Here is a 21,102-nt window from a genome sequence, read left to right as displayed (position 1 = left end):
GATTTATTTTTCAGCGATATATTCAGACTGTGCCGGATTTGGAGGCAGTGTTGCGGCGGACCACGTTCAAACTTCTGGGAACCGGATGCGTCGGCCTCGGGATTGTCGGTGCATTCCTGCCCATCCTGCCAAGCACCATCTTTTTCATTCTGGCTGCGGCCTGCTTCGCCAGGTCATCTCCCGCGCTCGAAGCCCGCATTCTCAACCATCCCATTTTCGGACCACCCGTGGTGGCCTGGCGCGAACATGGTGCGATCCCGCCAAAAGCGAAGATCTTCGCCGTTTCCGGCATGACCTTCGGCTACTGCGTGTTTTATCTGTCAGCCCATCCCGGCCTGTGGCTTGCGATTGGTGTCGGACTGTTCATGATCGGCTGTGCCGCCTACGTGCTGTCGCGTCCCTCCGGGCCGGGTAGCACTCCGCCTGACGGGTGCAAGGATCCGTCCTGAGCTTTAAGGTTTAATGTCCGGAATAAGCCTCTTGCCCAAGGCAACGGCTGTTTCTTCGGCATAACCGAGCTGTTCGTAGAACCTCAGAACCTTTTCATTGCCCTGACGCACCATCAGATTGATCTTCGGGCACCCCCGGGCAATCAGGAAGGCCTCACAGCGGCTCATCAGCATCTTGCCAAGTCCAACCGTCTGGAAATCCGGGTCGACAGAAAGATAGTTGATCGACCCGCGATGACCGTCATAACCGGCCATGACAGACCCAATCAGCCTGTCTCCACGCAGCAGCACGAAAAAAGCGCCGTTTTCGTCGGTCTGCTTCCGGTCGATGTCCTTGTCAGGATCATTCCAGGGACGCGTCAGACCGCATTTGTCCCAAAGCGCGATCACATCGCTCCTGTACCGCTCTTCGAACGGCAGAACCCGGTCGTGTGTGCTTATGCCGTCCACGGACTATTCAACCGTCACAGATTTTGCCAGGTTTCTCGGCTGGTCGACATCTGTGCCCATGAACACGGCTGTATGGTAGGCAATAAGCTGAACCGGCAGAGCGTAGATGATCGGCGCCACAATGTCGGTCATGTCCGGAAGGATAACCGTATTCTCAGCGGCGTTACCGCATTCCGATGCCCCACGCTGATCGGTGATCAGGACGATCCGTCCGCCGCGAGCCGCAACTTCCTGCATGTTGGAAACGGTCTTCTCGTAAATCGCATCGAAGGGCGCAATGACGAAAACCGGCATATTTTCGTCGATCAGCGCAATCGGCCCGTGCTTGAGTTCTCCTGCAGCATAGCCTTCTGCGTGGATGTATGAGAGTTCCTTCAGCTTCAACGCGCCTTCCAGCGCAAGCGGGAAATTGGTTGCCCGGCCAAGATAGAGGGCATTGCTTGCCTTGGAGAGCGGATGCGCCAGTTTCTCTATGTCGACTTCGCAGGCCAGAGCCTTCAGCGCGAGGCTTGGAACTTCCGTCAATTCTGCGACCAGTTCCTGTTCCCGCTCGGGTGTCAGAACGCCGCGTTCCCGCCCGGCCTGCAACGCTAGTCCGGCCAGAACTGCGAGCTGACAGGTAAAGGCTTTCGTGGAGGCGACGCCGATTTCCGGTCCCGCGACGGTCGGAAAGACCTTGTCGGCCTCACGCGCAATCGTGCTTTCAGGAACGTTCACAATCGCCCCGATCGTCGCGCCATTGTCTTTGCAATAGCGCAGCGAGGCCAGTGTGTCGGCGGTCTCCCCGGACTGGGAAATCACCAGTGCCGTATCTTTGTCGCTCACCGGCGTTTCCCGGTAGCGGAACTCGCTGGCAATGTCGATCTCCACCGGCAGACGGGCATATTTCTCGAACCAGTATTTGGACACCAGACCAGCAAGATAAGCTGTCCCGCACGCTGTGATGATCAGCCGCGACAAGTCCTTGAACTTCAGCTCTTCGGCACCTTCCACCCGAGCGCGTTTGGTTTTGTAATCGAAATAGCGCGACAGCGTATGGCCAAGAACTTCAGGCTGCTCGTGTATCTCCTTCGCCATGAAGTGCTTGTAGTTGCCCTTGTCCATCAGGCTGGAAGTCACAGAAGACTTTGCCTCGGGGCGGGTGACGGGACGGTTCTGCTGATCGAAGATCTGAACACCCGCTCTCGTGATGACCGCCCAGTCCCCTTCGTCGAGATAGGTAATCCGGTCGGTAAACGGCGACAGGGCGATAGCATCCGAACCGACGAACATTTCACCGTCACCATGGCCGACGGCAAGCGGAGATCCCTTGCGGGCTCCGATGAGAAGATCGTCTTCGCCGGAAAACAGCATGGCGAGCGCGAAGGCGCCTTTCAGGCGTGGCAACACTTCTGCGACAGCATCCTTTGGAGAAAGGCCTTTTGCCATCGCCAGATTGACCAGATGGGCAACGACTTCTGTATCCGTTTCCGTGTCCAGCACTGCGCCCGCGGCAACGATTTCCTCACGCAGGTCCAGATAATTTTCGATGATGCCATTATGAACGACAGCAACCGAACCGGCCTGATGCGGATGGGCGTTGGCAACAGTCGGTGCACCATGTGTTGCCCACCGGGTGTGCCCGATACCGGACAAGCCCATCAGAGGCGCTTTTTCGAGAGCTGCTTCCAGGTTGCGGAGCTTGCCTTCAGCCCTGCGACGCACGATGGCGCCATCCACCAGTGTGGCAACGCCAGCAGAATCGTAACCCCGGTATTCCAGACGCTTGAGCGAATCCACAATCCGAGGCGCCGCATCAATCGTTCCCAACACGCCAACAATGCCACACATGCAAAAAGCCCTTTAAAAATAGATCCAGCGGACCGCACTGCTTTAAACGACGGTGCCAATCAATCAGAAATCAATACCTGTTTCAGAAAATGACAGGGGTGGGGAAATGTCTATACCTCAGGATTTGTTGTTCTTGGCTGCCTGCAGCCGTGCGCGCAATTCCTTGGCCTTGCCTTCCTTCACGGTCTGACGCGCCCGCCCGAAAGCCATGGAATCCGGCTCGACATTGGCCGTAATGACGCTTCCAGCAGCAACAAACGCGCCGCTGCCGAGTGTTACCGGCGCAACGAGCGTAGAATTGGATCCTACAAAACTACCGGCTCCAATGTCCGTACGGTGTTTCAGATACCCATCGTAGTTGCAGGTGATCGTGCCCGCTCCGATGTTCGACTTGGAGCCAACGCTGGCATCGCCGATATAGCTGAGATGGTTCGCCTTGGCCCCGTCCCCGAAGGTGGCGTTTTTCACTTCAACGAAGTTTCCGACGCGGGTATCAGCTCCAAGAACTGCGCCTGGCCGCAATCGCGCATAGGGACCAACGACACTGTTTTCACCGACGGTCGCACCTTCCAGATGACTGAAAGCCCTGATCCGCGCACCAGCGGCGACCTTCACCCTCGGCCCGAAGACCACGCTTTGTTCAATTATACAGTCCGTTTCCAGGACCGTGTCGTGCGAAAAGTAAACCGTATGCGGCGCCAGCAGTGTGCAGCCGTTTTCCAACGCGGCTTGGCGCATCCGGTCCTGGAAATCCGCTTCACAAGCAGCCTGTTGAGCGCGCGTATTGATGCCTTGCGTTTCTGCTTCGGAAGCGGAAATTGCAACGACTTTCAATCCCCTGCTGTTGGCGATTTCAACAGCATCGGTCAGGTAAAACTCGCTCTTGGCATTGGCATTGCCAATTGAATCCAGCAAAGAGAGTGCGTGCTTGCCTGAAAAGCCCATGATGCCGGAATTGCAAAATGTGATCTCCCGCTCATCGTCCGAAGCGTCTTTTTCTTCGCGAATGGCGATCAGACGGCCATCTTCAGTCACAAGCCGCCCGTAACCGAACGGCTTCCGGGCTTCAAACCCGAGAACAGCAACCTCCGCCCCGTCGGCCAAAGCGTTGCGAACTTCTCCGATCGTCTCCGGCGTTACCAGTGGCGTGTCGCCGAAAAGGATCAGAATATCGTCTGAAATCGTTTCCAGTGCAGTTCGCGCAGCAAGAACCGCATGCGCCGTCCCCAACCGCTCGCGCTGAACCGGGCAAGTCGCCTCTGGCGCCAATACATTCACCAGCTTTTCAAGCTCTGGCATGTCTGGCCCGACCACCACTGAAATTCGATCGGATCCCGCTTGCTTCAAAGTCTTGATCACATGCCCGACCAGCGGCAAGCCACCAATCTCGTGCATCACCTTGGGCAGGTTGGATTTCATCCGGGTACCGAGCCCGGCGGCTAGAACAATCGAAAGGCAAGAACGTTCAGTCATCAATGGTCCACTGTCAAATATCAGGGCATCACCCATACGTGTCGGCCACTATATGCCCCGATCCACAGAACATTGAAAGATCTGACTTCCGGAGCGTTCGAGTTTGCGTTTCCTTAACCATAATACGCACCTGATGGGGTATCTTCTTTGAGATTCGGTTTCAGGTGCGGAAAGCAGGACTTTTGGCAAAGCGGAAGGCACAAAAATCTGTTCGGGACATAGTCCGCGAGACGTTCACGCCTTCGCGTGTCGGCGTGCTTTCGTGGGCGTTTGCGGCCGTTTGCATGGGCACAGTCGGGCTTGCGTCGTACCAGTTCAGCAACGCCCCACAGCAGTTCACTCCGAAATTTGATTTTCCCTCTGGCCTTACGCTTCCTCCGATGGGAGGCGTTGCAACGACGGCCTCTATCTCGACCTCTTCCGGTAAAGGTGTCCCGATCGAGGTCATGCAGTTGCCGGACGGTGGTAAAGATGCTCCGTTGCCCGCTTTGAGCCAAAGCCAGATTGAAGTCCTGCAAAAGGAAATCGTCGGATTGCGTCGACGCCTGGGCGCATTAGCCGAACAAAACGTCGCCTACTCGCGGCGCATTGCTGCGCTGGAAAAGGAAGCCGCCCGTTCAAAGTCATCCAGCTCCCACACCACGGTTGGGAGCAATGGTGAACCGGCAGAGCCTGGTCCCGGTGTGATCCGTACAGAAGCTGCAAACTCAAACCCCAAGACTTCGCTTCCCGTTCCGCACCCCTCTCCGAAAATGAAAGTTGAGGTCAACCAGCAGGTTTCGGCAACTTCTGCGGCCCTAGCTCAAACGGCCAGAAAGGATGCGTCTCCGCAACGCGTGACGGAAGCTTCCAAGGCTCCACCCAGAATGGTCAGCATGCAGGCCGGAACCAAAGCATCCAATGCACCTTCTCAGAAATTCAATCCCAGCGAACCAGTTCGGATTGTCGATCTGCCCAGGGTCAACCTGCCGGCTGCTGGTGAAGCGCCACAGGCAACCGGATCCATCCCCTTGACGGTTGAAGAAAACACGCCTTCTTCTCAGGCAACAACGGATGCGTTCGATGCAACTCCCACGCAAACGACCAGCAGACCAGTGGTGGTCACACCCTCAAGTCCAGCCGGGCGACTGCGTGGTGGCGGCGACAGCAAACTGAAGCGGAGCGATTTCGGGGCTATCATTGGTCACTACAGCTCCACGGCTGCGGCCGCGAAAGCATGGGCGGATTTCAAGAATCAGAACGTGGAACGCATGCGTGACCTTCGCCCGCTTCTGATGGAACAGACCACGCCACAAGGCGGCATTGCCCTGATGGTCGGCCCCTTCGCTAATGCGGCAGATGCCGCCGTTGCATGCCTGCAGCTGTTGGATGTCACGGAACTCTGTCACCCGGCCCTGTTCGCAGGGGAACCGCTTGTGACCGCCGCCGAGTTTCGCGACACGGCGTTTTAAGTCTACCCAAATCAATAACGAACAGTGTGGCACGCCAGAGCGCCAATTTCCCGGCGCTGTTATTCAATTGATGCGCTAACCGATCGTCTGAAGTGCGGGAAACGTCTCCAGGAGCCAGTAGGACATAACAGCCATCTGCCCGGTCAGGAACATGACCCCGGTCAGGACAAGCACTACGCCCATGGTTTTTTCAACCGCGCCCATATGTTTGCGGAACTTTCGCATGAATTTGAGGAACGGCGACGCGAAAAGGGCAGCAATCAAAAACGGGATACCGAGTCCGAGAGCGTAGGCACTCAACAGCAAAGCGCCCTGCCCGACCGTTTCCTTGCCGCCTGCGACAAACAGAATGGCAGCCAGAATTGGACCGACACAGGGGGTCCAACCAAATCCGAATGCCAGGCCGATCACGTAGGCGCCAAACGGTCCTGCAGGCTTTTTCTCCACATGAACACGCGCTTCCTTGTAAAGCATGCCGATGCGGAAAATGCCCAGGAAATGAAGCCCCATGACGATGATTGCGGCGCCCGCAATGTAGCTCAGATAGTCCAGATAGGCTCGAATGAACTGGCCCAGGAAACTGGCTGTCGCACCGAGAAGAACGAACACAGTCGAAAAACCCAGCACAAAAAACAGGGCGCTTAGAAAAACACGCCGCGACGCTGCGTTGCTGTCTTCGGCTTCACCAGACAGTTGCTCCAGCGAGACACCCGCCAGGAACCCGAGATACGGTGGCACGAGGGGCAGAACGCAAGGCGAGACAAAAGATAGAACGCCGGCAAGCGCAGCGCCTACGATGGTGACTTCCTGAATCATTCGATATTCCGGTTGTTCTGGCGGCCACACCGGCAATCCGGTGAGGCTTGGGGCGACCTTCTTAGCCGTTTCCCAACGTTGACCAAAGACACAAGTGCTCACCATTTGGAGAGCGACGTTCGCCCGGTCAGTTTGCCTGCGCCGGAGCGGTTGCGGGCACTAGGCCTTTTTCCTGGAAGTAGGTCAATGCGCCAGGATGTAGCGGCGCCGGCATCTTGTAGGCCACCAAGTCCTTCTCGGTCAGGCGGCTTAAAGCCGGATGAAGACGCTTGAAGCTCTCAAAATTTTCGAAAACAGCCTTCACAAGCGTCCTGACGATCTCTTCCGGCATACGCGCGGATGTCACGAAAGTGGCGACAACGCCGAAAGAACCAACGGGCTGATCAAGGCCATATAGACCCGCCGGAATATCGGCAGGCATATAGTATGGAGCCTCAACCACAAGCGCATCGATTGCCTTGCCGTCTATCCCGATCAGGCGAATGTTGCAGCGAGCCTGAGTTTCCTCAATCAATGCGGCGGGGTGGCCGATAAGTTCGAAATAGGCATCAATCCTGCCCGAACACAGTGCCTCCGACAATTCGGAAGTTTTGAGTTCCTGAAGGCTTTCCTGATCGCTCTCAGACCAGCCCAATCTGCTGATAAGGGAATTCCAGGAAGCCGCCGATCCAGACCCTTTGCCGCCTATGTTTATTCGCGCCCCTTTCAAATCGTCGAACTTCCGATAAGGAGAATCTTCTCGAACGGCGATGGTCGCAACCTCGGAATGGAGTGAGAAGATAGAGCGCAGTTCCTCGAACGGGCCGTCTTTTTCGAATGCGGATGTCCCCAGATAAGCATGGTGCTGCCAGTCGGACTGGACATAACCGAAATCGATTTCGCCGGAATGAATTTTCCCGATGTTGGCGATTGAGCCGAGTGTGGTTTCGACAGAACACCGAACACCGTGCTCTGAACGGGTCATGTTGACGATTTTGCAGGTCGCGCCACCGGAAGGATAATAGACGCCCGTCACCCCGCCGGTTCCTATGGTTATGAAATGCTGTTCATCCGCACGGGCACTTCCAAGCGCCCAACCGACAAGAAGCAAGCCGGCGCCAAGGAACGCTGAAAGGCGGGTGCGTGTGGGACTGAAACCGGTCCAGTGGCGCCTCAAGCGCTTCGTAGCAACGACAGTCTCCAGTAGCTTTGCCAACAGTTCAGCCCTTCTGCCGTTTCTTGGAAGCGGCATCCCTTTCCAACTGACGAGCACACCGAACGCGACCCGTGCATTTAGGAACCCGCATCGGTTTCCATTGATCCAGTGGCGCTGTTTCCGCACCAAACACGATATCCAAGGAGTAGCAAAGGTGTCTTATGAACACCAGCTGGCAACAACCGGTTCAATCACAAAATACCTGAACTGAGAAAGCGGATCGGTAAGGGCTACAAATTGAAAAGTGAATTTTTAAAGTTCAAATAATCTTCGTTTCATCAAGGTCGAGCAACGAAATATGCCACGGCCCCCTACCCTGGGCCGGCCATACTGAAGAAAAATCAGTTGTGACGGCCTCCCTTGATAACTTCAAAAAGCTTGCCCTTGAGCTCTTCGTCAGCGTCTCCATCGCGAAGGCCCTGTCGCCACTGATCGAGGATCAGACGCAAGCCAAGCGTTTCCCGGCTATGCGGAAGATCTCCGATAAATGACGCAAAAAACAGGTCGAGCCGTTCCCGGTCGATCAAGCCCTGGTCGATCAGTCCATGAATCAGCGTCATCGTCGCAGCGATGTGCCCTTTCACGAAATCAAACTCGACGGAGCTCGTATGGGTGTCGATTGTCGTGGTGTGCATGTAACCTCTCATGTATCCAACAACGTTACATCACCCGACTTTATTGCGCTACCTGACAGTTTTCGCAGGAGAATGATCGTTATTTTCTTTAAAGCGAAACTTTGCAAATATATTCTGAAATAGTAAATCGACTTTCTCTAGGTATTACTATTAGCTTTCAATTTAACACTATCAACAAGCGGTATTGTAATTCATCACTACGCGAATTTTCCCCAGTGTATTCATCGACGTGCATACAAAAATGCCGATTTTTCCTAGCTTGTTGAAAAAGTCGATTTTGCCTCTTGCATTGTCCTCAAGCTCGGCCTAAACACACGCCACCAACGCGGTCGCGCTGCAACAACGCACTGAACCGCTTCGGAAATTGGTGAGAGCCGATAGCTCAGCTGGTAGAGCAACTGACTTTTAATCAGTAGGTCCAGGGTTCGAACCCCTGTCGGCTCACCAAAAATTCCGGAACAAAATCAGCCTCTTATCACAAAGTCGAAATAAAACAGAATGAGAACATGTGAGGCGAATTTTTTCCTCACATCTCACACGTGTGAGATTTCGTTCTAATTTTGTTTTTCCACGGCTCATTCTATCGTGCGCGACAAAAAGTGATGCGGATACCTATTTTCGAGGCTTCAGATCCCACTCCAGGCGCTCCAGCGTAGCGCGGATCCAACGCATATCTGCTCTCATATCAGCAAGATCTCGAGCCTCTCTAATGCGTTCCTGGCCGAGCGTCTTCCAACCTTCCTCAAGGTCAGTTATGCGTCGGCCGTAGTCTTCGCGCAGTGATCTTAAATCCGACGACAACATTCCCCACTGCACCGCAAAACCGACGATGAGTGCGAAGATGGTTAAGACATTGCCCAGTGAAATTCTGCTGTCGACCATACGCGACTTCTGCTCCGCCATCAGGGGCACCCCAGGCGTTGATAGTTTGCATCATTTGCGGCAACGCGCTCCAGGCCTGGCCGGTCAGCCTGCGCCAGGGCAACAGTGCCGGCCGGGCTAAGGGCGTTCGCCCGGAAGCCCGCGCAGTTGCTGACATGCTTCGACGGGCAGCCCCCGAGAGCGAAGGTAGCCGGCACAAAGATCATGATCAGAAAGGCCCTTGAGCCGGGTTTCATCCTGGACGCGTGCGCGCTCAGCTTCCGCAGCACCTTCCGCCAGTTCCGTTTCATATGCCGCATAGCCGGCCCTCCAGCGCGTTTCCCCGTAGATCCAGATGCCTGACAGCATGGCCAGGCAGAGAAGCCCGCCCAGGGCGTATTTGTTGCCCAGGACGCGCTTTGCGATTTCATAGGCGGCAATCATGCCGTCACCCGGTCACGCTCAAGCCGGTAGATGAAATAGATCCCGCCGGCGACCAGGCAGCCGGCAACTGCCCAGGCGATGGGGCCGGAACTGGTGGCAATGGTGACCAGACTGGAACCGAAGGCCCCCAGCAGCGTGAGCCACTTGGGATCCTTGGCGATTTCCTCGACAACGGCAATCGTGCCCTTGTCTTCCTCCAGAGCCTTGCCGGGAGCCTCCGCATTCGGCGCGGGGATCGGCACGGGCGTCGGCCGCTGCTCGGCATTCATGGCCAGCAACACGCCCCGGTCGATCACGCCGTAATCGTCCGTTTGCACGCCGAGCTTTTCGCCCATGATGCGCCGCGTCCAACCCTTGCCGAAGGTCGACCAGTGCTTGAGCCCCCGGACGAACTTGTAGCGCCGCTCGCACAGCTGGCGAACAACGGTATCGGCGGACAGATCGCCAAGCGCCGCCAGGGTGACGTTGCCGATCCAGCCGTCCGCCTCGACGCCCAGGACGCGCTGCAGATCCTTGATTGCCCGTTTCGGCCCGGAGTTCACCCCATAGTCGAACACGGCATAGTCAACGCCGGCAGGAAGCTGGTCGGCCGCGACCGCCTGCCAGTATTGCTCCCGGTAGATCGCGCGGACTTCCGCATCGGTGATGTGCTTGACGCTTTGCCTGGAAAGGTTCATCCGCCGGCGATAGCCGTCATAGGTACGCTGGATCACCCCCTTGTTCGTGGCGCCGCCCGGGTCCTTGGGGTGGTTGGCGTATCCACCTTCATGGACGAGCACCCAGGACAGGCATTCCTCGAAATTCACCGCCGTCATAATCGCGATCTCCGGTTGCCGGATTGGTTTCTGATCGCGATTATCGGCCTATGCAGGTAGGGTTAACTGTTGAACGCATCAGCAAAGGTTGGAACGTCAAGATGCATTACGTGCCGGAAGACGAACATGAGCGCAACGCCCTTAAGGAAATGTTTAACTCCTCAGATCACGCAACAGCCTTGCTCGCCGGGGCTTTTCTCGACAACCTTCTCAAAGACCTTTTCAAACACAAAATGAGAAAAGAGGAAAATAGCAAAACAAAAAAAATATTTGAAAGCATTTTTCACGCAAGTGGCGCACTAGGAAGCCTGAGGACAAAAATTAACCTAGGATACTTGCATGATTTTTACGGTGAATTATTGCACAACGACCTTAATTACATTGCAGTAATCAGGAATGATTTCGCTCACAAACTAGAAAGACTCCACTTTAACGACATTCACTGTAAAGATCTTTTGACAAATCTAAAAATAGTAGACTTTGTTCACAAACCGCCAACCGGTATCAGGGACACAGCAAAAAACAGAGAGGAAGTCGTTTCCCTCGTAAATGACTTCAGCGCTCACGTCGGCAATACGGCCGAAGAACGAGCCGAATTTTACCACCAACAAACCACTGACCCTAGAGGGCGTTTCATCAGCAGTTTTTTCTTGTGCGCACGCGAGCTGAAGGGCTTAACAGCTACGTACATGAGCGTGACACATGGCAAATTCATTAATCACAATTACAAATTGCCAAAGTAAGAAGCCCGAGCTTTAACCAGTTTCTTATGCCCAGGCGTCGCGAACCCAGTCGGAGATGTAAGTCACTTCGATCTGGAAATCATAGTCCGCCACGGCATCCGTGCTGTACGCCTTGGTGTAGACCGTGCAGCCCGTGGTGTTGACGTTCACCGCCTGTGCGTAGCCGTTGACGTTTCGGCAGGAAACAGACGCGAAGACCCTGTTTGCAGAAGGCAGCGCCGGCCAGGTCAAAGTGTAATTTCCGGTACTGTTTCGGCTGACGGAAATATTTCTGCCGGAATAAAGGGTGCCGTCAGATCCCTTGACAAGGGCCTGCGAAGCCACTCCCGAAGACCCAGACAATTCCTCGACATGGAGCTTGTCGTAAACGGCAATCATGGGCGCTCCGTTGAATGCCGACCGACCGATGGCCTTTTGAATTCCGTGTGTTTCGAGCTTTTCATCATCGACACGGATCTTTGTCACGATGATATCCGGAACGCCTGTGCCAACACCCGGGTCTTCGTTGTCGGTGGAATGCATCAAAATTAGACCACCGTTAAAGGAGATGATGTCTCCAACAAAGACAGCGTTGAGGCCCTCGAAGTCTGACCATTTGTAGGCTGTGCCGAGATAGATGAACTCGACGGCGTCCCAATAATTCGCCTTGAAGTCCGTCTTGTCGGCCACCAGCAGATAGAGCGGCACCTCCCGCTTTTCGTAGTTCCCGGAAACGTCATCCGTTCCTGTCCGGTTTTCAGACGCAAAGGCGAAAATCGTATCGCCGATCATCGTCAACGGAATGGGCGAATACTGCATGAAACCAACAGGCCCGCCTATGTTGGTGTTCATCGTGACGCCATCGTTATCGCTCCACCAGGCGAGCGGCGAATTGTTTGTGAACTGGGTTCTGGCAAACCCGTAGAGCGTGCCGTCAGTATCGCGATGCACCGTCGCCTCTACGCGGGACGCTGTCGTGATTTTCCTGCTGTATTCAATGGCCGGACTATTTCCAAGCAATCCGGTAAGCTTGACCAGCGACGGGCCTGCGGTTGCCGAACCGCCGTGCACGCAGGTATAGACCGTTCCCCCACTGCTCGGCACGCAGGCCATGCTGTGGAACATGGTCGGCTGGCCCGTCTGGTCGGCGATATCTGCAATCAGCTTGGATCCGAGCGACGTGCCACCCCAGTTGATTTCGGTCCAACCGCTTTCCACGAAAGTCAGCACATGGTCCGCAGAGGCAAGTGTTTCGTCAGACGAGGCTGACGGTCCGATGAAATAGAACCGGCTCGGCGTGCCGTTGGTCACCGTGTACTCGGTCCCGGCGACAAGCGTCGTGCCACCAATGGATACGTTCGAATTGAACTTGATCTTGTTGCCTGAGCGCACCCCGTGGTTCGGCGCGATGAATTGATAGCTCGTGCTTCCGTTGCTCGCGACGATCTGCCCGGTCAGTTTTTTCTTTTGCCCCAAACGCCGCGCGTAGAGCTTGTGCTCGGTCGCCGTTTCACTCTCACGAACAATCGCGAATTGCTGACCGTCATTTGCATCCGCCGCCCAGCATGTGACACCGCCGGTAAGTCCGGACTGCTGGAACAACCGCTCGAAGTCCTGCGCGGATTGCGCACCGTCAAATGAACGCACCATGCACGGGTGCAGGTCATCCGCAAGGTGACTGGTCCCCTGGTTCCAGGGGAAATAGATCACCCCGTCGCTTTCATGGAATTTACCCTGCGGCCAGCCGTCATAGCGCCTCGATGAGGTCAGCTTTCTGGGCTGGCTCACCTGGAGCGTATCCGCCATCGGATATTTGATGTCCTTGGGATTAACGGCTTCACCGTTGGAGACCTTCCAGTAGCCGTGCTTGTAGTTGTTTCCGGTTGGAATGTCGGACAGGGAAGGAAGGGAGATTGTCTTCCAGCCTGCATCGATTTCCCGGCCGGAAAGAACCAGCTCCAGGTTGGCCAGCGCCGTCTTGTTGTCTGCAGCGGAATTTTCTTCCGAGACTGAAAAGGCCTTCAGAAAATCGACCGCCCCATCCGACAAATGGCTGAACTCAATCGACTTGTCGATGATCAGGTCGGCGAAGACCTCCGCGCGTGTCATGGGCACAAATGCTGTGCCTGAGCCATTTCGCTTGAGGTAGGTGCTGGCCGTTGCCGGAAGCGCCTCCAGATCCTGGTCAACAAGCACCTTGTTGACCAGCTTGGAGCCCGACCACCCTAAAACAGCTTGGTCAGAGCCTGGCGTCGGGAGTTCTTGAGCGCTTTCTCCGAAGGCAACCTTAACCGCTCGATCAGTGTCACGCCTCAATTCCTGCTGAATGATCCTGTGACGATCATGTTCGTCATCTTGCGTTTTGGAGCTGAAAATTCCGTTCTGCACAACAGAACTTTTTCGATCGAGAACCGCCTCGCCCCAAATTTCCAGCGTATCTCCCGCTGCTGCCCCTGCAACAAGCGTGAAACTGCCGCCATTATAAACATCGGCACCGGCAACGGTGTAATCGGCACCTTCGGTCAGAACGGTAGGGCTTCCACCAGCCGCGGCCGTTTTCTGAACCTTCACATCGCGGTTTTGCTGAAACTCGAAGGGAATATCAAACAGCGTCTGCCCTGCAGTTGCCGTGTATTTCGCATAGCGGGCTTTGGTCTCGATTGGAAAAACAGCGCTCATTGAAGGGGCCTCGCCTTTTGGGATAAGGCGAGGCTAAGCGCCTGGAGGTATGGTCAACCGCCGGCAGGTATGACCTGCGGTTTCGAGGCTTCTGGTCGCTTCAGGCCGCTAGAAATGGCAAAGCCTTCTGCCTCGACACTCGCAACCAGATCGATCGTCAGTGCATCAGATCCATCAGACAACAACCTGGCCTGCAGTTCGGGCCAGGCACGTTGCACCGCGTCGAAAGACCAGACCTTCTTTTCGGCAAAAAGCGAGCCAAGGGTCTCAAGGAGCGCCGGATCAATAGCCTCGAGCTCGCGGTAGAAACCCATCTCGTCGATCGGCGTGCGTTGCGCCCACCCTTCGATCCCGGTCGCCATCAGGGCATTGCGAGAGATCGCCATGGACAGCGTCCCGAGAACATCGTCGGCCGCGGACTTTGCCGCCGGCGTCACGGCCTGGGGTTCGCCCATCTGATTGCGCAAGGTTCCGGAAGACATTTCCCGGCGCAAGATGTTGATCGCCTGGACGGCACCACGGGCACGGACAAGCGGGTGGATCCTTTTGACATCCGCCTTGTGTGTCGATAGCGCGATATAGGCCTTCCCGATTTCGTCTTGCGCGGCATAAAAATCAGCACGCTCGACAGGGCCGAGTTGCTTCCAGCTCTGCGCCTTGCCTTCCAACGCTCCGGAGCGGCTTGCCATCAGATCCCAGAACATCGTCACCGACTGGCTGCCTTTGGCTGCATCCTTGATGAACCGGCGCGAAATCGGGGCGTCGTCCCACCCCGGAACAGGTGCGTCAGGTTGCGCCATATCGTAGAGGGAAAGCGCGGACCGGCCCCAGCTCGCCAGGTGGTTCATGATCAGATGATCGATGATCGCCGGCGACATGTTGAACGCTTCTCCGAGCTGTTTGGAAAACTCTGTCGTGCGCGATGTATACTGAAGCATGGGCTCGAGGGCAGTCATATGCTCCGGAACGATCGGTGCATCCGTGAACAGGTTCTTATTGGTCCGGACTTCGAAGTAGCTATTGATCGTCGGGTTGCCTTCCAGGATCGAAGGCGGCGTCAGCGAATAATGAAGGCTGTCCAGCCAGCGGCCAAAAGCGATCGGATCCTTGAGCTTGATCGCTTCGAACGTTGCCTCTGCCAGGTTGAAGACTGTCGCCAGTTCGAACGGCTTCGGGATGGCCAGCCACTTCTCGCCCATCTTGACGGTCCAGTGCGTCGACCTGGTGTAGGTCGAGATCTCGTCATGGTCTTCGTGACGGGACATCAGCGCATATAGAGACACCGTGCCGGCAGTCGCGACCGCCATGCGGGCCCAGGCCTTCACCGCCTCGCCAAGCGCTCGCGCATCTTCCGGTCCGGAGGAAAGTCCTAAGGCCTTACGCGCGAGCGGCATCAGCATGTGACGGCCTGTCTTGTCCAGGCCCTGCAGGGACGCATTCAGAAACGGCACAATCCGGGCGACCGCCGCCATCTGGGATCCACGCCTGTCAAAATCGATATAATCGCGCGCACGCCAAGAAGCCTCGAGCGCTGCCTCATAATCGTCAAGCCCGCGTGCCTTGGCCTCGTCCTTGAACGTGCGGTAAAGGCCGATCCGCGAGGCAGTCTCGGCCACTTCCGCAGTTTCCAGAACGCCTCTGAAACTGGTCAGGCGTTGAGCCACCCAGCCCTTGCGCTTCAGTTTCGAGATGTCACGCTTGATGCGGGCCTGGCCGAGGCTGGCCGTTTCCTGCCCGCCGGAAATGCCGTATGAGCGCGCATAGGCGCGAGCCGTCTCCGATCCCATCAGATCATCAGCAGCCCCCTGGAGGGACCGGCCGAGACGCTTGAGCGGCTTGCCGTAATAGATCGCTGCCATTGCCTGGTCGCGCACGAAGTTTGCCCCAATGAAGTCGAGCGATGTCGTGATGCCGATCCGGAGTACACGCGCCGGCATCGCGATCAACTCAAGCCAGAAGTTCTTCTCGGCCTGGTTCATCATGGTTAGAGCCGAATACATGTCGCGGCCGAATGGTCCGTCCGCCAGGCGCAGTGCCTTCAGGTCGCCGCCATCGCGGAAGAACACGATCGGCTCCCCCGCCTCGTTGATCATGGCCGGCCGGAAGATGGCGGCCTTCTCGTCGCCGACCGCGCTCTCGACCGCGTCGCGGATCAGCATGATGTCCTGCTTGCTCATGCCGGCGTTACGAGCCGCACTCTCCACTGCCTCGAGCGGATCCACCATCGAGGCCTGCAGCTGCTTGACGGGGATCTCCTCGGCAATGCGTGCGCTGCCGACACCCGCCACCTTTGTCAGGCGATACAAGGCCTTCAGAACATCGTTGCGCGCAATTGTCATTGCAGTCTCGTAGGCATCAGCAGCAAGGCTTTCGAGAGGGTTGATCACATCCCGCTTCGACCCCTTGAACCGGCGCGCGATGCCATACTTCAGATCTTTCGCCTTGCGCGTCTTTCCGGCCGGCAGTTTCTCGTCTGTTTTCGATGTCGCGAAATCGCGAAGCCCGGGCACATAGTCGACGATGGCAAGCCCTTCCTGCCAGGTCTTCCGGTCGATCAGGCCAGCGTCGTATTTCTTTTTCCAGAGCGCACGGCTGTACTGGTAGACTTTCTCGGCCGCCGCCTCGAACTGAGGATTGGCTTTCACCAGGTCCTTGACGTTCTGAAGGTGATCGCCTTCGGTCAGCTTGTCCGGCGCATTCGGAATGTCACCCGCCTTGAACCGCTGCCACTCGCCGATCGCGCGCCGGCTCCACAAATAGGACCCGAAATCTCGTACCAATGCATCGTCCCAGGCGGAAAGGGAATTGGGCTTGCCGGTCGCCTCGATGATCGCATCACGCAGCGACGGGCTTTCGGGGTTGAGGCCTTTATACGGAGCAACGCCATACATGACGTCCATATGCCCGGCCGAGAACGCGCCGCGGCTGATCCGTGCGAGCTTGTAGGCGTCGCTCGACACATTCAGGTCCAGATGTTTTCCGGTATTCTCGAAATGAAGGTCTTTCAGATGGGAGACCGCGCGCTGCAGCGGATTGAGATCATCAAGAAAGAAACCGTAGATCCGCTCCAGGACATCCGAAATCGTCCCTCCAATCCCACCTTCAGAGAATTCCTTCCTCGCAGTCTGGATCCAGCCCTTCTCTTTTGAACTGACAATCGTTGCAGCAACGGCCGCCTGGCTCGGAGCATCCATGAATGCCGACCAGGCCTCGGCCGCATCATCGATACCCTTCATCAGATCCGGATGTTTCTTCAGGACCTCGGCAAAATCGGCAGCAAGATCCGGCATCTGTTTTTCGACATAGGGACGGTTTGTGATCCACAGCCGGAAGAACTCGGCAAAACCTTCGAAATCCCGCTGTTTCGTGCCGTCGTAATCGAGCGGCCGGAGTGCTTCGGAGTTTCGTCCGATAAAGGCCTTCACTTCCGGGATCTTGTTATCAAGGTGATGACCGTATTCGTGGGTCAAAGTGTCGAAGTCATCGAGCGACTGGACACGCACGCCACCTGTCTTGGTGTTGTATTGGCCAAGCACCTTTTTGGATCCGCGGATCCGCCCCTGCCGGGTTGCCGGAATATCGAGGGCGAGCGCCAGCGCTTCTGCAGTTTCACGCACACGCGCAACCGGCTCGGCGGCCGCCTCATCGCCGGTTGAAGACTTACCTTTTGCCGGTCGCGCTCTCGTACCCTTGTCGATAACATCCGATCGGGAGACCGTTTCCACCTGCAGAAACTCGGCCGCGGCAGACGCCTGTTTCGCTGCCCCGGCAGGCTTCGCCGGTTCAGCCGCCTCCGGATCAACCTTCGGCCCAGGATCCGGGGCCTTGCCTGCGCCTTGCTCCGGGACTTCCCGAGAAACAATTTCTCGAGCCTCGAGGCCGCGATCGGAGAGATCGTCGCCGAGCCTGCGTGCCGCGACGGGGGGCGCATCGACATCTGCAGCGTTTGGTGTTTCCGCCGTGTTTCCAGAAGCCGCCTTGTCTTTTGCCGCGGGAGCTGCAGGGGCGTCCTTTACCAGTTTCTGGCCGAGAACATGTTCGGTGCCATCCTCGAGCCGAACCTTGACCATCCCGTCTTTAACCCCGGCTTGGTCCTCAAGGATCGTGACGGCTTGACCGTTCAGTGGCTCGGCCTCTATCCCCTTGGCAGGATCCGCCGGAGCCTCGACAACACCGGGACGGCCGGCAACCGGCTCGACGGCTTGCAACGGCGGTCGCTTCGGCGCGAGTGCCTCTTTCACTTTCGGCGTACCGAGCTCAACACCGCGCGCTGCGGCACCGGCAGCACCGCCGATGCCGGCTCCCAGCAGAACGCTCGCACCATATTGAACGGGGTCGAACTCCTCACGGAAATCCGCGCCGATCTCAATCCCTTGTATGGCAGCATCTGAAACTGCGTTGACTGCGGCGCTATCGACCGCACCTGCAAAGACCCGAGCCCAGAGGCCGGTGACGGCTGTTTTGGTTGAGGCAAGCACCTTGCCCCCAAGGCCGACAGGCACGAAGTTTTCAACGCTCGCGGCCGTACCGGCAATCTGCCCACCCAGGGCGACGGTTCCCTCGGTAAATCCCTGCCATTCGGGCAGCGCGTCATAAGCTGCATCGAACCGCTCGCGATCGCCGCGCCGGCTTTCCGTCGAAGCATCACCGACGGCACCCAGGATCGTGTTGTAGCGATAGCCGGCATCGAAGTTCTTGCGGAAACGCTCGCCAAGTCCAGGCGCGGCACCTGGCTGGAGAACCGGATCGTCGTCGTATTGATCGAAATGATTATTGGGCATCCGGAATGAACCCCTCTCCGGTCTCGTCTACATACTCGATCCCGCCTTCAACCTTGCGCCGATAAGGATCGGCCGGCCGGGCATCGAGGATCCTGGCGGCTGCGCCAGTTCCATACTTCTCATCGAACTGAGCAGCGAGATCCGGATTCTTCAGAAGGTCCTGGACAGCTCGATAAGGCGGGACCGGGTCCGTCCCGGGATCGACACGCGCGCCGAAGGACTGTTCTGAGGCTGTTGCCTCGCTGCTAACGCGCGCGGCAGCCTGATCGCTGCCGCTCGGCCGGTCGAGCTTGTTCACCTTCGCGAACACGGCCGCGCCGTACCGTGCCAGATCCTTATCGATGCCCCGCACCTCAAGCACCTGCTGCAGAACCTGATCGGCATGAGGACCATAAGCTGCCTGAATTTGACCGACGAGCTCGTTCATGGCCGCCGCCTGCGAGCTAGCGTCTCCCGATTTTATGGCCCGAGCCAGGTTCGACGCTTCTTCGACAGTCAATGGCTGACGGGCGAGCTCCGGGATATCCAGAGCCCCTTGCGCCTCCAGGCGAGCCTGGACGAGGTTGACCAGCGTTTCCGGTGCTTCCGGATCGGCAAGATCGGCCAGCTCGGCAACCTCCGGAAAACTCTCCTCGACAGCCCGGGCCGGATCGCGGGCACGCAGCTTGATGACATCAGCGGCTTTCTTTTCTGCGGCGGCCAGGACAGCTTCCTGATCGCGGAAACCAGGCGACCCCGGATCGGGTTCCAGCAACTCGAGCCGCCGCTCGATGTCATCAGCCGAAAGCGTTTCCAGATCAGCTACAGCCTCATAAACACGACCAGCCAGGTCGCGTCCCTCCTGCCAGGTTTCATATTCCTCGGGGGTCAGCGCAGAGAGAACGGTCTCGTCATCGAAACCGGCCGCGGTGAAATCAACCGGTTTTCCCGTCCGTTGGATCGACGCAATATCGTCCTTGAGCAGATCCTTGATCCGCACTTTCTGCAGTTTCGTTGTTGCGTCTTTTCGGTTGGTCTCTGCCCGGGCATCGCGAAAGAGCGTTTGCGAAAGTGCCTTGACAGTGGAGAAGTCAAGCGCGGCCAGCGCCCCCTCACCGGTCTGCCAGTCCTCGAGGAGTGACAGGGCGAACTGTTCCTTCTGCGCCGGCGTTTCAAGTGCGTCGAATACGCCCTGGACACGTGCCCGCGCGGCCGTCTTGCCAAGGCTCTCTTTCTGCCTTTGCCCTTGCAGAGGAGTGATCGTTCCGGCCTCGACAGCCGCATCGACCATGTCGCCAGCCCGCGCGAGCTGCTGGGAAAGGATTTCATCCCCTTCCGGATTTGCGCCAAGCGCATGTGCCTGGCGCTCGAGGTCGCGCTCTCGAGCAGAAAAAGCCCCCTCTGCTGCAGCAACTTCTTCCGCCTTCAGCCGTGTTTCCTGCCGGCTCGCGACGTTGAGCCGGTAGGATCGTGACTGCTGGGCGAACGACTTCTGGAAGGCCTCACGCAACTCGGGATCCTGCAGGCTCGGATCTGCCAGATACCGTTTTTCGATTTCACCCAGACGATCGGCGAAGCCGGACGGATCGTCGCCAAAATCGTCATAGGCATTCGCAAGTTCGGTCGATAGTCCTTCAGCCATCCGCCAGCTGTAGGCTCGAGTAGCCGCGGCGTCGAAGGCGTCTCCGCTGATCGTTCCATCCCGGCGGAGCGCCAGCGGCTGGGAGTTCAGTGACGGCAACCCGTGTCGAACATCTCCCGGCTCATCACCAGCCTTCCGGAGCCAAAGACCGGCAAATTCCGCCGCCGTCATATCCTTCTTGCCGCCATTCAACTTGACAGCATCCGCACCAACCAGGTCGACTGCCTTGGCATCCGGATTGGCGAGGAGCTTAGCAGCTCCACCCTTGCCTTGCTGATGGGCGAGATACAATTCGCCAACGGTCGGCTCACGACCGAGAACCTTCGCCAGGTATGCTCGATTGTCACGCAAAAGGCGTGCACCGGCGTCCGACGCCTCAACCGGATCAAAACGGTTCTTCAAGCCATAATCGGCAGCTGTCCCATCAATAAACTGAAACAGGCCGCCCGCACTCGACGAGCTGTTTTTCGCGGCTGGATTGAAACTGCTCTCCAGCTCGGCAATCTTCAGAAGTTTTGCCGGGTCCTGACCGTGGCGTTGCGCCGCCTCGACGATCGACGATCGAATGTGCGCCGGCGCGTTAACCTGACCACGGGACGGCCGTGACCGCGTTCCAGTGCGCGCGTCCTGCTCGGCAGCACGCGACTGCATATAGGAAACAGCGCCACGCTCACCCGCGGACAGTCCGGCCATTTCGGCCTCGCGAACAGCAGCCCGGTCGGCAAGCGTCTTCAGCTTCGACGACAGCGACACGGCAACGTCCGCCAATGCCCGGGACGCATCTCCCGTATCGACTGCGAACGAAGGAACGCCGCCGATCCGGGCCTGGCTTTGAATATTGCGGAAGCTCCCCGGATCCCGGCTCTGCCTGTTTGCCATG

15 protein-coding genes and 1 tRNA gene are annotated in these 21,102 nt (G+C 57.3%); 4 read left to right on the top strand and 12 right to left on the bottom strand.

Annotated elements, in window-relative coordinates:
- Positions 1-50 precede the first annotated feature (50 nt).
- A complete protein-coding gene (locus tag FMN63_RS25165) occupies positions 51-449 on the top strand; it encodes a DUF454 family protein (protein WP_498931156.1) in 399 nt (132 codons plus the stop codon).
- Positions 450-452: 3 nt separating this feature from the next.
- On the opposite strand, the gene FMN63_RS25160 is transcribed toward FMN63_RS25165, so the two are convergent.
- The 3 genes from FMN63_RS25160 to glmU form a co-directional block, all read right to left on the bottom strand.
- A complete protein-coding gene (locus tag FMN63_RS25160) occupies positions 453-899 on the bottom strand; it encodes a GNAT family acetyltransferase (protein ID WP_148586832.1) in 447 nt (148 codons plus the stop codon).
- A 3-nt stretch (positions 900-902) separates the two neighbouring features.
- Positions 903-2,729: a glutamine--fructose-6-phosphate transaminase (isomerizing) gene (gene glmS / locus FMN63_RS25155; protein WP_148586831.1), complete on the bottom strand. Its 1,827-nt coding sequence runs from the start codon at positions 2,727-2,729 to the stop codon at positions 903-905.
- A 117-nt stretch (positions 2,730-2,846) separates the two neighbouring features.
- Positions 2,847-4,202, bottom strand: coding sequence for a bifunctional UDP-N-acetylglucosamine diphosphorylase/glucosamine-1-phosphate N-acetyltransferase GlmU (gene glmU / locus FMN63_RS25150; protein ID WP_148586830.1), 1,356 nt, complete (start codon positions 4,200-4,202; stop codon positions 2,847-2,849).
- Positions 4,203-4,384: 182 nt separating this feature from the next.
- On the opposite strand from glmU, the gene FMN63_RS25145 reads away from it, so the two are divergent.
- On the top strand, positions 4,385-5,653 hold the full coding sequence (locus FMN63_RS25145) for a hypothetical protein (protein WP_148586829.1): 1,269 nt from the start codon (positions 4,385-4,387) through the stop codon (positions 5,651-5,653).
- A gap of 75 nt (positions 5,654-5,728) precedes the next feature.
- Here the strand turns inward: FMN63_RS25145 and FMN63_RS25140 are convergent, their stop codons facing one another.
- The 3 genes from FMN63_RS25140 to FMN63_RS25130 all read right to left on the bottom strand — a co-directional run bounded on the left by FMN63_RS25140 (position 5,729) and on the right by FMN63_RS25130 (position 8,299).
- Complete coding sequence (locus FMN63_RS25140; protein WP_148586828.1) at positions 5,729-6,469, bottom strand: cytochrome c biogenesis CcdA family protein; 741 nt, start codon at positions 6,467-6,469, stop codon at positions 5,729-5,731.
- Between the two features lie 127 nt (positions 6,470-6,596).
- The gene (locus FMN63_RS25135) at positions 6,597-7,664 is read right to left on the bottom strand and encodes a TAXI family TRAP transporter solute-binding subunit (protein WP_286192757.1); all 1,068 of its coding nucleotides are present in this window, start codon (positions 7,662-7,664) and stop codon (positions 6,597-6,599) included.
- Between the two features lie 341 nt (positions 7,665-8,005).
- Positions 8,006-8,299 carry a hypothetical protein gene (locus FMN63_RS25130; RefSeq protein WP_148586826.1) on the bottom strand — a complete coding sequence of 98 codons (294 nt, stop codon included), beginning with the start codon at positions 8,297-8,299 and terminating at the stop codon, positions 8,006-8,008.
- Between the two features lie 371 nt (positions 8,300-8,670).
- Here FMN63_RS25130 and FMN63_RS25125 point away from each other — a divergent pair.
- Positions 8,671-8,746, top strand: a tRNA-Lys gene (locus FMN63_RS25125).
- 165 nt (positions 8,747-8,911) lie between these two features.
- Here FMN63_RS25125 and FMN63_RS25120 read toward each other — a convergent pair.
- The 3 genes from FMN63_RS25120 to FMN63_RS25110 form a co-directional block, all read right to left on the bottom strand.
- Positions 8,912-9,202 (bottom strand): hypothetical protein, encoded by a 291-nt coding sequence (locus FMN63_RS25120; protein WP_148586825.1) that lies wholly within the window; start codon positions 9,200-9,202, stop codon positions 8,912-8,914.
- A gap of 96 nt (positions 9,203-9,298) precedes the next feature.
- A complete protein-coding gene (locus FMN63_RS25115) occupies positions 9,299-9,604 on the bottom strand; it encodes a hypothetical protein (protein WP_148586824.1) in 306 nt (101 codons plus the stop codon).
- Entirely contained in the window at positions 9,601-10,419 is an 819-nt protein-coding gene (locus tag FMN63_RS25110) for a glycoside hydrolase family 108 protein (RefSeq protein ID WP_148586823.1), read from the bottom strand. The genes FMN63_RS25115 and FMN63_RS25110 overlap by 4 nt, the downstream gene beginning before the upstream one ends.
- A gap of 23 nt (positions 10,420-10,442) precedes the next feature.
- Here FMN63_RS25110 and FMN63_RS25105 point away from each other — a divergent pair, with 23 nt between their 5' ends.
- A complete protein-coding gene (locus FMN63_RS25105) occupies positions 10,443-11,162 on the top strand; it encodes a hypothetical protein (protein ID WP_148586822.1) in 720 nt (239 codons plus the stop codon).
- 24 nt (positions 11,163-11,186) lie between these two features.
- Here the strand turns inward: FMN63_RS25105 and FMN63_RS25100 are convergent, their stop codons facing one another.
- From FMN63_RS25100 to FMN63_RS25090, 3 genes are read right to left on the bottom strand one after another with little or no spacing between them, the layout of a single operon-like run.
- Positions 11,187-13,820 carry an endosialidase catalytic beta-propeller domain-containing protein gene (locus FMN63_RS25100; RefSeq protein ID WP_148586821.1) on the bottom strand — a complete coding sequence of 878 codons (2,634 nt, stop codon included), beginning with the start codon at positions 13,818-13,820 and terminating at the stop codon, positions 11,187-11,189.
- Positions 13,821-13,873: 53 nt separating this feature from the next.
- Positions 13,874-18,601: an LPD38 domain-containing protein gene (locus FMN63_RS25095; RefSeq protein ID WP_148586820.1), complete on the bottom strand. Its 4,728-nt coding sequence runs from the start codon at positions 18,599-18,601 to the stop codon at positions 13,874-13,876.
- Positions 18,591-21,101 carry a transglycosylase SLT domain-containing protein gene (locus tag FMN63_RS25090; protein ID WP_205514276.1) on the bottom strand — a complete coding sequence of 837 codons (2,511 nt, stop codon included), beginning with the start codon at positions 21,099-21,101 and terminating at the stop codon, positions 18,591-18,593. The genes FMN63_RS25095 and FMN63_RS25090 overlap by 11 nt, the downstream gene beginning before the upstream one ends.
- Position 21,102 lies beyond the last annotated feature (1 nt).

This window comes from Stappia sp. BW2 (assembly GCF_008107695.1).
Classification (GTDB): Bacteria; Pseudomonadota; Alphaproteobacteria; order Rhizobiales; family Stappiaceae; genus Roseibium.
This window is presented reverse-complemented; position numbering and strand designations above follow the sequence as displayed.